Here is a 13,013-nt window from a genome sequence, read left to right on the forward strand (position 1 = left end):
ATTTCAATTCAAATATATACAGTTATTTCGAATTGAAATAAAAGACAATGGAGAAAATGTCAGTTGGTTGGCAAAATGATTTATTATTCTGTTTTGGGTAGAAAAAAAGGCAACTAACCAAAGATTAGTTGCCCGTTTTTAAAAATCTCCGTAATCGACCTGCAAGCAGACCAGCCCAAGTTCCTTCCTCCACATATCGACTACCTGGTTCCTGTCGTCCAGTACAAACCGCACATAATACTTATCGCGAATGTGCTCGTCAAATAATCTGCGTTTGATGACCGAATCTTTTTCCTTGTTGCCTTCGGGCCGGATGAACAAGTCATCAAAGTGAATTTTATTTTCGGTTAACCATGTTTTGGTATCCTCTTCGCAAATGCCGTCACGACCAGTGAAAATGATGATCCTCGTATCTGACCTGTACCGGTTAACGATCTCCAGAATCTCTTCTTTAACGGTATCCTCCATGATCTTTTCCCAATCGAAAGGGCTGCGGGTTCCTCTATCCGCAAGGGTGCCGTCCACATCAACAATGATGGCCGCCGGTAATTTTGTATCCTGTTCCAGTTTTTTGAATTTCATCGCTCGAATTAATAGATCAAAGATATTTTGTTTTTTGCAGTAATGTAGTTGAATAAGCCGTAAAATAGGGAAATGGTTCCGGTGGGCCGTTTTTTTTGTGAATGGATTTGTTTCTGTCACCCGACTAAGTACCTGGACTAAGTTAAACGAACAATGAATTCTATTCAGCAGCTCCGACCTTCAGGTCGGGGCTTAAGAAGTAACCAGAAAACCCAGGCCTTCAGGCCTTTTATTATTGAATTTTCCACTAACAAAGGCCTGAAGGTCTCGATTTATTTGGTTTTAAATTACACAGACCAGAAAGCCTGCCCCGCACCATCGGTCGGGGGGCGGCGTAGCTGAGTATCTAAGGTTTATTCGGTTAATTTATTCCAATGCAAATCTAAAGGGAAAAACCATCTGGCATTTGATTGGTTTTCCCATGGAAATGCCTGGTTCGAATTCATATTTCATTATTAGGGCTAAAAGTTGCTTGTCGATTTCAGGTAAAAAACTCCTTTTAATTTCCGCAGATTCAACTTTACCGGTTTCATTCACAACAAAAACAAGGAATGTTCTTCCCTGGATACATGATTCCTCAGGATATCTAATTTGTGAATGGATTATTTGAATGAGTTCTTCATTTGTCCCAAATTTATATATCGGAAGAGTATCCCGGAGTCTAACGCAAATGAAAGTATTTTCCTTTTTGTCCTGAAGAAATTTCGAACCGTCATTGGTGTTGAAAATGCTTCTGTCAGGAATGGATTGGCCAATATTGATAACAATAAAACCAAATTGGATTACATTAATCAAAAAAAATATCTTTTTCATATTGTTTTTATTAAAAGATGTATCCCGGCTTTCGAATGGTGTGAAATAGTAATCTACCGGGCACTTTTTTTGTCACGCTGACGGAACGAAGTAAAAAAACGTACCTCTTCGTCTTTATTTCGCTGATGATTTTTGAAATCATTCCGCTTAATCTGTGTTTTTTAAGACAGGAGGTACGGAATGTCTTAAAATTCCATCAGCGTTTTACCGACCTTAGGTACTGTATGTCACTTTGTTCCATCTGCGAGAACATTGTGAACATTTTTATATATTTTCCCCTCACAGTTTCTATTTTTACAAAAACATTAATTTATGTCGGAAAACATTCATCCGGTATTTCATAAGCTGGTGGGGCGGAAAGAAAAGGAACAGCGTCTGAACCAAAAGAGTAAAGTCATTTGGTTGACCGGCTTGTCGGGAGCGGGGAAAAGCACCATTGCTCTTGGACTGGAGCAGCTTTTGTTCCATGAAGGATTTTTGGCAGAAGTACTGGATGGGGATAACATCAGGCACGGAATCAATAAAAACCTCGGGTTTAGCCTGGATGACCGGCTGGAGAATATCCGGCGAATATCCGAGGTGGCGAAATTGTATTTAAACAGCGGGTTGATTACCATTGCCGCCTTTATCAGTCCTACCCGGGAAATACGGAAGATGGCCAGGGAATTGATCGGACAGGATGATTTTATTGAAATTTATCTGAGCACTCCGCTCGAAATTTGCGAAAAGAGAGATGTGAAAGGGCTTTACCAAAAGGCCCGGCGGGGAGAAATTGCCGGGTTTACCGGTATTGACTCTCCTTACGAAACCCCTAAAGCCCCCAATGTCATCATCAACACAACGGACCAGGAAATCCAGGAATCGGTAGCGCTGGTTTTTAATTACATTCGCCCATTCATCACGTTAACACCATGACTTATTCCCTGAACCACCTGGAAGAATTAGAAGCCGAATCCATTTTCATTTTCCGTGAGGTGGCTGCCCGTTTTGAAAACCCGGTCTTATTGTTCTCCGGCGGTAAGGATTCCATATTGCTGGGGCACCTGGCCCGAAAAGCTTTTCATCCGGCTAAAATTCCTTTTCCTTTTTTGCATATAGACACGGGTCATAATTTTGAAGAAACGATTCTTTTCAGGGATGAGTTTGTTGAAAAATTCGGCATCAAAATGATCGTAGCTTCGGTAGAAGAGGCCATCGTTGCTGGGCAGATCACGGATGAAAAAGGATATTATGCCTCAAGAAATTTACTTCAGACGACAGTTTTGCTGAATAAAATTGAAGCGGAAAAATATGACGCGGCCATTGGCGGCGGTCGCCGGGATGAAGAAAAAGCCCGGTCCAAGGAACGATTCTTTTCTCACCGCGATGAATTCGGTCAGTGGGATCCCAAAAATCAGCGGCCGGAATTGTGGAACCTTTTCAACAGCAAAAAACATTTTGGCGAACATTTTCGGGTATTTCCCATCAGCAACTGGACGGAGCTGGACGTATGGCAATACCTGGAAAAAGAAAAAGTTGAATTGCCCACGCTCTATTTCGCCCATAAACGAAAAGTCTTTGAACGGGAGGGAATGCTCCTGGCCGACAGTCCTTACATCAATAAAAAACCGGAAGAAAAAGTGGTCGAAAAAATGATTCGATGCAGAACCATCGGAGATATGACCTGCACCGGAGTATGGGAATCCTCCGCCGACAGCATTGAAGCCATTATCAAAGAAATAGCCTCCTCCCGTTTAACAGAAAGAGGCGGCCGGACCGATGACAAACGGAGTGAAACCAGTATGGAAGACCGAAAAAAAGAAGGCTATTTTTGAGGTTCAAAACCAGATTCCCCTTTTTTGCGTTATTGTTTTGTCAAGGCTCAAGTTTTTTGAGCTCCAATAAAAATTTACCAACATGCACAAAAAATTTGTTCTTCTTTTTTTATCGGTCATTATGATCACATTAGGGTTAAAAGCCCAGACGGAATCAAGCGGGGATGCCCCTACTGAAAAATCCCTTTTATGGAAAATAGAGGGGAACGGACTGACAACCCCTTCATATCTTTTTGGAACCATCCATATGATAGGAGAAGAAGACTTTATCCTTCGCGAAAATGTAAAATCGGCCCTGGAAAATGCGGCTCAGATTACATTTGAAATCAATATGGATGATATGACCGACATGGCGGCTATGCTTCCCCTGGTCATGAAAATGTTCATGAAAAATGATACGACCCTGCGTGATCTGCTCGTTGAAGAAGATTACCTGTTGGTGAAGGAGCATTTCAAAAAAAGCGACTTGCCGTTGCCCATGTCTTTTCTCGAAAAGATGAAACCGATGTTTCTTACCATGCTCGATCCGGAAGCTATGGGAGGAATGAGCATGGAAGACGGGGAAGTGGTTTCCTATGAGATGGAACTTTATGAAATGGCTCAAAAACAAAATAAGGAAATTGGCGGCCTGGAAACGGCAGAATACCAGATGAGTGTTTTTGATAAAATCCCTTATAAAGCACAAGCGGAAATGTTGGTCCAGGGCATCAAATCTACCGAAGATACGGCGGCCATTGACCAGTTGAAAGTCATGGTGGAAATGTATAAAAATCAGGACATCCAGGGAATGCAGGAAATGATGCAGGGAGAAGGTTCCGACGTTAAAGGATACGAGGATGTCCTCCTGTTGGATCGCAATAGAAACTGGATTCCCGTCATGCAAAAAATGATGAGTAAAAAGCAGGTGTTTTTTGCTGTAGGGGCTGGTCATCTTGGCGGAGAGGAAGGCGTAATCGCCCTGCTGAGAGATGCCGGATACACCGTAACTCCTGTGGAGTAAAAGTTCCCGTAAAAAACCTGTCATCTGCGCCCGTTTTTTATTAAATTGCAGGGTCGCTTCTTTGAAAAACCAAAACGCCTATGCTCGTTAAAGACATTTCACTCGATGACTTCATCCTGCTTGATGCTGGTCTGACTGTTGCCCAAGCCCGAAAAAAGCTTGAAGCCTCAGATGCTCATTTCGTCATTATAGAACGAAAGGAAGGGCAGGAAATTTATCATTATTTGTACCAAAAAGCAGAAGTGCTTTACAGGATCGATTCTTTTAAAGGGGATCAAAATCTTACGGTCGCCTTAAATCTCCACGAATATACGTCCGTAGAAACAGTAGATCCCGATCAGTCGGTGGATATGCTGTTTCCGGATGAGCCTTATATCATTCTCGACCGCTCCGTACCGGTGGGTTACGTGATTCCAAAGCAGGAGGAACTGGAAGAGGTGGTGCTTCCGGATAGCCCGTTTGATGATGTGATTGGGGAAGAGGATTTTGACTTTATGGAGCCGCCGGGTGCACCAGATAGCGGAGGCACCAAAGGAGCAGAACCCGACGAGGAGGAGGATAATTCGACAGATACATTTGAAGCCTATCCAAGCATCAGTGATCCGGGTAAAATTGAAAAGAGTGAAAAGTTTAAGGTTTATGTAGGGTTTAGCAGTGAGCTGGATAAAACCTTGCAGGATGTTCAGAAGGTGGTGATTGAAAAACCAAAGGAATCGGCTTCTGTTCAGGTTTCCTTAATGGCGATAGGCGCTACGGTTTCTACAGGAAAAATGAAACCCCTCGCTTTGCATCCCGATGCACAGGTACTTTTTGAATGTACCGTGAACCCGGATGCGGAAGAAGTCAATTTGATAGCGACCTATTTTTATGAGTTTCAGCCGGTAGGTACAGCCCGGAGAAATATTGTAGTTGGAAAATCCTCCCGGGAGGCAGACCATAAAACGGATGATGAAGAAAAAGGATGCAGCATCAATCTTGATGGCATCCTTACGCAGGAAGGTAAAGTCGATCTGACGGTTACCATCAAAAAAGATGAAGCTGCGGGTCAATTACACTGGAAGATTACGGCTCCGGATCCCGAAATTGATGCCTTTAAAAAAGTGTCTTACGGGGATGCCCAAAGTTTTGCCAAAACATTGGGAGGTGAACTCAAAAAGGAAGATTTTAAATCACGCATCGCACAGAATGCCCTGATCACGCTGGGGCAGGATATCGCAGATTTGATTCCTGCTGAATTTTTTGATGCTTTCAAAAAGGTTAGTCTTGCTATTGACCGCACCCCACGCATCCTGATCTGGACCGATGAGCCCTACATTCCGTGGGAGCTGGCCTTTTCCAATAAATTTTCTCCCGATAATAAAACCTCTGATTTTTTGGGCATTCAGGCTATAGTCGGCAGATGGTGGTTGCACCAGCGTGTGGTGAGTCCGCCTCCGACGGGAATAGAAGTGCATCGCATTACCGCTATAGCAGCAGATTATCCTTTTGGTTCCAAGGTCAAACAATTGGAAGAAGCGATCAAGGAAAAAGAATTTCTGAAAGATAATTTCGGGGCAACCATTATAGAAGCTAAAAAAGATGCCATCCTCGATATGACGGGTGAAACGCCTCCGGTCAGCGGGCATATTTTACACATGGCACTCCATGGTTATAGTGACCCCACTCACAACGAACAAAAGATCATCGTGGAAGACGGAGAACTCAGCCCCAACGCCTTGATCGGTGTTTATAATTGCGGAGATGTTCCGCCCATTTCCTTTATGTTCTTAAATGCCTGCCAGGTGGGAACAGCGGGGGCTTCCCTCGGGCAGGCCAGCGGATTTCCGGGCATATTGCTCAAAAAAGGGATGATGGGATTCGTTGCTCCGCTTTGGGAGGTTCATGATACCCATGCCCGGGCTTTCGCCGAAAATTTTTACAGGGAAACCCTGGAGAACAAACGACCTGTAGCGGAAGTCTTACTCGAACTCCGTAAAAATTATAATTATAAAGAATCCCTGACCCCGTTGGCCTACCTTTTTTATGGCAACCCGGCATTGACTTTGAATTATAAAAAAGGAACAAAGTAACATTCAGAATATGGACAAAATAAATAGTTGAATAATTTTAAATTGTTCTGTATTTCAGTTCAGAGCGAATGGAAAAATAAAAATAACAAGCCTTTTTAAGGCCAAAAAGTTAATCTAAAACATTCATCATGGAAATCAAATTAAGCGGCAGCAGTGAGCCCATTCAAATTTCAGCAGCCTCCGGTTTTTCCCTTCATGCCCCCGGAATGTATGGGATGATCAAGGAAATGGATACTTCGGAAATGACCACCCGCGGACCCGGAATCGAAGATGAGATGCATAAAAAGATCATGGCCTCCATGGCCTCGAATGAGGTGCTTCTTTTTAATCAATTTGAAATCGAAATCGAAAAGGATGAATACGAGGGGGCGGATGAAAGTACTACCCGTGCCGCAGGGATAACCAGGACGACGGAATTAGGGGAGCCGGCCATGGTCCTCAATACCCCTAAGACCCGAAAAAATATGATGTGCGCCGTACTGCATACGGATGAAAACGGGGAGAACAGGTGGGTGTTTCCGGAAGAACATGATGATGATAAATTCAGTTTTATGCTCCCCCGGGAAGGGGCTGAACCCATGCCGGAAAAAGGAAGTAACGTTCGGGGAAAAATCACCAAAGGGATCAGAAGACTGGTCAAAGTTTTTGCCTGGCTCGCCGATGATCTTATAGAACTTGGAGCGCTTGCGCTGGTCAAAAAATGGGAATCTAAAAACCGACCCTACGGACTGAATTTGATGGCTCCCGGAAATACGGAAGGCCTGGAGATGGATTGGGACAAAATAGCCGGAAAGCGATCCCTTTTGTTATTGCATGGTACCTTCTCCACCTGGCAGGCGGCTTTTGACGGACTGATCAAAAGTGATTGGATGAATCGTCTCAACGATTATTATGATGGAAGGATTTTTGCCTTCAATCACCCCAGTCTGCATCATTTTCCCGCCGATAATGTCAAGGAATTTCTCAAAATGAAACCTTCGGGAGCGGACCTCGATCTGGATATGTTGACCCATAGCCGGGGAGGGCTCGTTGGGCGTGAAATGATCGAAAGGCTGGATCAGCTGGACGGGAAAGAGCACAACATCAAAGTCAATAAAGCCATTTTTGTGGCCGGACCTCATCAGGGAACCATTCTTACAGATAAGGACAACTGGGTTAAATTGATCGACTCCTATACCAATCTGCTCACCTCACTGCCTGATAATACGGCCACCATAATACTGGAAAGCCTGATCACTCTTATTAAGGTCGTCGGTGGCGGCGCGGTAGCTTCGATCCCCGGATTACAGGCCATGCAGCCAAAAGGGGATTACATCAAAAGATTGAACAGTTCCCCAAAAGTGGATACTACCTACTATACCATGGGGGCCAATTATGTTCCTTATGATGAAAAACTGCTGGTTCGTTTTGGTAAGAAATTATTGATGAAAGTATTGGCCAAAGTTTTTGGGGAAGATAACGATATGGTGGTGCCTACCCTGGGAAGTTTTGATAGCGGGGCCGCCGCCGGAGGATTTCCGATCCCTTCCTCAAGGCAGATCAAATATGAAATGGATACCGATCTCAATCATTTGAATTACTTTACGGATGATGTCGTGAATAAGCAAATTTTCAAATGGCTTAATGAATCATAATGTTAACCACCTTTTTAGTCAAATCCTTTGCAAGCCAATGGACAATTAAATATGGGATTTAAACTCAAGACTATTAACGAAATATGTATTTTTGTGTCCCTACGCTGTATTTCTCTTTTGTTATTACACAAAAAAATAAATGCTTATGAAAAATCATTTACAATTTATTCAGCTCATAATGCTGAGTTTTTTTTTGGGCCATACTGCTCTTGCCCAGGATTTTATTTTCACCCAGGTGCCTAATCCGACAGATAGGTACTACGATGGGTACGTAGGTCAGGAAGAAGGACTTGCCTATGTTGTTTACCGAAACAATAACTACGACCGGTTTTTGTATTCTTTTGATGGGGATGATCTGGTAGAGATTGATATGCCGGAAGGGTTTATGTATAACTGGAATCTTACCAACCAGAATGGCGTTTTTTACATGACTTTCTACGATGTTGACTACAACACTGTACTCATGTCTTATCAGGATGGGGTGTTTTCCCAGATTGAAGCTGACTTTCCTAATGAAGGGCTGGGTTCTTATGCCTTTAACTATGATGGACAAGTATATGTGACTTATTATAGCTTTCTTAATTTTTTGAATTCGCTTAAGGTAATAAACGGCAATACGGTAGAAAACGTTGATTTACCGGAAGGATATAATTTTGGAAGTTCGGTAGGATCCGTTAACGGCAATATGTACGTCACCCTGAACGATGTCAACTGGAACAGTTATTTGTTTCAGTTTGACGGCACAAATTTCGAACAGGTAACACTTCCGGAAGGAACGATGAGTCCCTATGCCATCACCACTACGGAAGATCTCTTATATTTGAGTCTTTATGATGCCAACTTCAATTCGGCCATTTATACTTTTGACGGGACCACTTTTGAAGCCCTGACCCTTCCCGAATGGTGTATGGGAGTTGGCTTCGTAGGAGAGTTAAATGGAAATCTTTATTTCAGATTAGATGATGCCAATTACCAGGGAATTTTGTACGAACTGGACGGAAATACCTGGGTGGAGATTCCCAATCCTGCTGATTTTTACCTGGCGTATAACCCGGGGACTTCGGAAAACGCACTCTATCCGGCTTATAACAATAACCTAACCTTTGAGTACAACATGGCCGTTTATGATGGAACGGACCTGACCCTGGTCGATCAACCGGCTCCCGGTTACACTTACAGTAATTTTTTTGCGGATAACCAGGATGGCGCTTTTGTCACTTATTACGATCCCGATTACTACCAGTTCCTGTATTTCTATAACGGAACGGAATTGCTGGAGGTACCTATCCCTGCCGGAGAAGATGCGCTGAACTACTACGAGTTTGCCATGGATGCTTCCTCTGATAAAATTCTGTTTTTCTCCTTCCGGGACAACAATTACAATTCAACCCTTTATTGGTTTGGAGAACCCAATGAGGCACCTACAGCCCAGGACAATTTGGTCTATACCCTGTTGGAAACACCTTATAGTTTTCAAGCCCAGGATTTTAATTTTTCAGATCTGGACCTGGAAGATACGCTTACAGCCATTCAGATCGTGGAAAAACCTTCACTGGGAATACTCCACCTCAATGGAGCCAATTTAGCTACCGGCCAGGTAATCAATGCAGAATACCTTGAAGACCTGACCTATGTTCCCATGAACGACGGACTGGGTGAGCCCTACGATAGTTTTAAGTTCAGGGTTTTTGACGGGGATGATTTCAGCGAAGCCGTTTATACCATGTTTATCAATGTGGTCGAATCCATTGTTTCTGCGGAAGACCTGGAGCTTTCGGTTTCATTAAATATTTACCCGAATCCGGCGAGTGATTTCATTGAAATTGATCTGGGGGATTATCCATCTCCGGAGAAGGTTCGAATGTATTTTTATAATAATAACGGAGTTGCAATAAGAAATGAATTATTGACCTCCGGTTTATCCGAATTCAATGTGAGCGATCTTCCCAAAGGAATTTACCACCTCGTTTTCAAAACAGAAAACTCTCTTTTTAGCAGAAAGGTGATCTTGCAATAATAACCTTAGACTCTAACCGGTGCTGCTGTTCAAACCATTTCAACGGCAGCACCGGAAATTTTTCCCACCCTTTTTTTTAGATTTTCCAAATTGACTTCGTGCTTTATTCTGTTTGAACAGACCCGTATTCTGGTTATATTTTATTAAATTAGCCTTGATGCAGCTGTCATTCTTCAATCAAAAAATTCGGAACATATTTCCAAAATTTTTGTGCATCCCGAAAATTCTGATGTTGTACTCGTAGCCGCCCAGGGCCCTTTGTGGAGCAAAGGTGGCGACCGAGGGTTGTATAAAACGACCGATGGAGGAGAAACCTGGACGAAGGTTCTCGGGGATGATGAATGGGTTGGCGTAACCGATGTCGTAGCCGAACCGGGCAATCCGGATATTCTTTATGCAGCCACCTGGCAACGGCAACGGACTGTAGCGGCTTTCATGGGTGGAGGCCCGGGGTCAGCCATTTACAAAAGTACCGACGGCGGGGATAACTGGGAAAAACTGAAAACAGGATTGCCCGGTTCTAATCTCGGTAAGATAGGCCTTGCCGTTTCGCCTCAACGACCCAATGTGGTGTATGCAGCCATTGAGCAGGACCGGACTAAAGGAGGTGTTTATCGCTCTGAAGATAAAGGGGCCTCCTGGCAGAAAATGTCCAATACAGTATCGGGAGGTACCGGCCCGCATTATTATCAGGAGCTTTATGCTTGTCCCCACCAATTTGATCGCCTGTATCTGATGGATGTAAGGGTACAGGTTTCCGATGACGGCGGAAAAACTTTCAGAACCCTTTCCGAAAGGGATAAACATTCCGATAACCACGCCCTGGCTTTCCGGGCCAATGATCCCGATTACTTGCTTATCGGAACAGATGCAGGTATTTACGAGAGTTTTGATCTCGCCGAAAACTGGCGTTTCATCGCCAACCTGCCTATAACCCAATATTATAAGGTAGCCGTGGATGATCGTTTGCCATTCTATCATGTTTTTGCAGGAACTCAGGACAATGGCTCACACGGAGGCCCTTCCAGGACTGATTCTAGGCAGGGCATTACCAACCGGGATTGGTACAAAACGCTGGGGGCCGACGGACATCAATCTGCCACCGAACCCGGAAACCCTGACATCGTTTACGCAGAAACCCAACAGGGTGGACTACATCGGGTGGATCTGAAAACGGGCGAACAGGTATTTATTCAGCCCCAACCCCGGAAGGGAGAGCATTTTGAGCGTTACAACTGGGATGCGCCTATTCTGGTCAGCCCGCATAATCCTGCCAGGTTGTATTTCGCCTCCCAGAGGGTCTGGCGTTCTGAAGACAGGGGCGACAGTTGGACCAGTATCTCCGGGGATCTCACCCGTAACGAAGAACGGATGGCCCTGCCTATTATGGGAAGACAACAAAGCTGGGACAATCCATGGGATCTTAGAGCTATGTCTAATTACAATAGCATCACCTCGCTGGCAGAATCCCCCGTTCAGGAGGGACTGCTTTATGCCGGGACCGATGATGGTATCATACAGGTTTCCGAAGACGGAGGGAACATTTGGCGAAAAATTGAAGTGACCCGGTTGCCAGGTGTGCCGGAAAGAGCTTTCGTCAACGATATTAAGGCTGACCTTTACGATGCCAATGTGGTTTATGTAGCCCTGGACAATCACAAAAACGGTGATTTTCATCCTTATTTATACAAGAGTACCGATAAAGGTAAAACCTGGAAATCCATCGTTGGGAATATCCCCGAACGAACCCTGGTGTGGAGGACAGTTCAGGATCATGTAAAGAAAGAATTATTGTTTGCAGGAACAGAGTTTGGCATTTACGTCACACTGGATGGCGGCGGCAGTTGGGAAAAATTGTCGGGCGCACCCACCATCCCTTTCAGGGATCTTACCATACAAAGAAGGGAAAATGACCTGGTAGGGGCCTCTTTCGGTCGTGGATTTTTTATTCTCGACGACTATAGCGTACTCAGGGAAGCGACAAAGGAAAAACTTGAAGCCGAAGCAGCCTTGTTTTCAGTCCGGAAGGCTTTGTGGTATGTTCCAAGATCAAATGCGCCCGATGGAGGGGCCAGTGAATACACGGCCGATAATCCACCTTTCGGGGCCGTATTCATTTACCATCTTGCCGAGACTTATAATACGTTGAAGGATGAGCGGAAAAAAGAAGAGAAAAAGCTCGAAAAGGAAGGAAAAGACATTCCTTTCAAAGGCTGGGAGGCCCTTGAGGCCGAACGAAAGGAGGAATCGCCACGGATCTGGCTTACGGTAAAGGATGAGGGAGGTAATGTCGTCCGCAATATCCAGGCTCCGGCCAAAAAAGGGATGAACCGGATCGCATGGGATCTCCAGTATGCTTCCTCGAGAAGTATTGATCCGGATAGCGGAGGAGGTTCTTCCAGGTGGTCAAGAGGGGGAGATTTTGCCCCTCCCGGAACCTATTCGGTTACTTTGTATAAAGAAATTGACGGCGTCGTAACTTTCCTTGCAGGCCCTGTCTCTTTTGAGGTTGTACCGTTGCGACAACCTACTCTGAAAGGCGCACCGTTTGCCGAATACCGTTCCTTTGGAGAGGAAATCAGTGTGGTCAGGGATCAACAAGCCGCGATCGCCAATTTGCTTTCCGAAAGCAGGAAAAAGATAAACGCAATGGAAACGGCCCTGGAAAGGACGAGCGTTGAGCCCGGAGCATTAAACGGGAAGCTTTTCCAACTTAAACAGGAGTTGTATGAACTTGAAGAACAACTGAACGGAAATACCTCCCGGGATGAGATCGGTGAAAGGAATCCGCCAACGATCAGCAATCATTTAAGGGTGGCTTCCCGCGGGATTTCGACTACTTATGGCCCTACCCCGCTACACAGGCAAAGTCTGGAAATCGCCAAAAAAATGCTGGGGGAAGTCATGGGTGATGTGGAACGGTTCAGCAAAGTGGCCATTCCGGAAATGGAATCCGCCCTTCGGGAAGCCGGGGCGCCTTACATTATCGGACAGCCCATACCCAAAAAATGATCTTTTGAGTAGCCCGCTTCACGGGAGCATTTTGGCATAACAATTGCCCGGGGTGCATGGATAGACTGTGCA

General features: G+C 44.7%; 9 protein-coding genes. 7 read left to right on the top strand and 2 right to left on the bottom strand.

What is annotated here, in order from left to right:
• Positions 1 to 138: 138 nt before the first annotated feature.
• Both H6571_14350 and H6571_14355 read right to left on the bottom strand, forming a co-directional pair.
• Complete coding sequence (locus tag H6571_14350; protein MCB9324918.1) at positions 139 to 582, bottom strand: polynucleotide kinase; 444 nt, start codon at positions 580 to 582, stop codon at positions 139 to 141.
• A 366-nt stretch (positions 583 to 948) separates the two neighbouring features.
• Positions 949 to 1,395, bottom strand: coding sequence for an energy transducer TonB (locus H6571_14355; protein MCB9324919.1), 447 nt, complete (start codon positions 1,393 to 1,395; stop codon positions 949 to 951).
• 312 nt (positions 1,396 to 1,707) lie between these two features.
• Here H6571_14355 and cysC point away from each other — a divergent pair, with 312 nt between their 5' ends.
• From cysC to H6571_14390, 7 genes are all read left to right on the top strand, one after another.
• A complete protein-coding gene (cysC, locus tag H6571_14360) occupies positions 1,708 to 2,310 on the top strand; it encodes an adenylyl-sulfate kinase (protein MCB9324920.1) in 603 nt (200 codons plus the stop codon).
• Positions 2,307 to 3,209 carry a sulfate adenylyltransferase subunit CysD gene (gene cysD, locus H6571_14365; GenBank protein ID MCB9324921.1) on the top strand — a complete coding sequence of 301 codons (903 nt, stop codon included), beginning with the start codon at positions 2,307 to 2,309 and terminating at the stop codon, positions 3,207 to 3,209. Before cysC ends, cysD begins: the two co-directional genes overlap by 4 nt.
• Before the next feature lie 82 nt (positions 3,210 to 3,291).
• Positions 3,292 to 4,209, top strand: coding sequence for a TraB/GumN family protein (locus H6571_14370; protein ID MCB9324922.1), 918 nt, complete (start codon positions 3,292 to 3,294; stop codon positions 4,207 to 4,209).
• An 80-nt stretch (positions 4,210 to 4,289) separates the two neighbouring features.
• Positions 4,290 to 6,278 carry a CHAT domain-containing protein gene (locus H6571_14375; GenBank protein ID MCB9324923.1) on the top strand — a complete coding sequence of 663 codons (1,989 nt, stop codon included), beginning with the start codon at positions 4,290 to 4,292 and terminating at the stop codon, positions 6,276 to 6,278.
• A 128-nt stretch (positions 6,279 to 6,406) separates the two neighbouring features.
• Positions 6,407 to 7,912 (top strand): hypothetical protein, encoded by a 1,506-nt coding sequence (locus H6571_14380; GenBank protein MCB9324924.1) that lies wholly within the window; start codon positions 6,407 to 6,409, stop codon positions 7,910 to 7,912.
• A gap of 145 nt (positions 7,913 to 8,057) precedes the next feature.
• Positions 8,058 to 9,929: a T9SS type A sorting domain-containing protein gene (locus tag H6571_14385; protein MCB9324925.1), complete on the top strand. Its 1,872-nt coding sequence runs from the start codon at positions 8,058 to 8,060 to the stop codon at positions 9,927 to 9,929.
• A 210-nt stretch (positions 9,930 to 10,139) separates the two neighbouring features.
• Positions 10,140 to 12,941 carry a glycosyl hydrolase gene (locus H6571_14390; protein ID MCB9324926.1) on the top strand — a complete coding sequence of 934 codons (2,802 nt, stop codon included), beginning with the start codon at positions 10,140 to 10,142 and terminating at the stop codon, positions 12,939 to 12,941.
• Positions 12,942 to 13,013 lie beyond the last annotated feature (72 nt).

This window comes from Lewinellaceae bacterium (genome assembly GCA_020636105.1).
GTDB lineage: Bacteria > Bacteroidota > Bacteroidia > Chitinophagales > Saprospiraceae > BCD1.

Coding starts and splice junctions, on each gene's coding strand:
- H6571_14350 (MCB9324918.1), bottom strand. CDS start 582: ATGAAATTCAAAAAACTGGAACAGGATACAAAATTACCGGCGGCCATC.
- H6571_14355 (MCB9324919.1), bottom strand. CDS start 1,395: ATGAAAAAGATATTTTTTTTGATTAATGTAATCCAATTTGGTTTTATT.
- cysC (MCB9324920.1), top strand. CDS start 1,708: ATGTCGGAAAACATTCATCCGGTATTTCATAAGCTGGTGGGGCGGAAA.
- cysD (MCB9324921.1), top strand. CDS start 2,307: ATGACTTATTCCCTGAACCACCTGGAAGAATTAGAAGCCGAATCCATT.
- H6571_14370 (MCB9324922.1), top strand. CDS start 3,292: ATGCACAAAAAATTTGTTCTTCTTTTTTTATCGGTCATTATGATCACA.
- H6571_14375 (MCB9324923.1), top strand. CDS start 4,290: ATGCTCGTTAAAGACATTTCACTCGATGACTTCATCCTGCTTGATGCT.
- H6571_14380 (MCB9324924.1), top strand. CDS start 6,407: ATGGAAATCAAATTAAGCGGCAGCAGTGAGCCCATTCAAATTTCAGCA.
- H6571_14385 (MCB9324925.1), top strand. CDS start 8,058: ATGAAAAATCATTTACAATTTATTCAGCTCATAATGCTGAGTTTTTTT.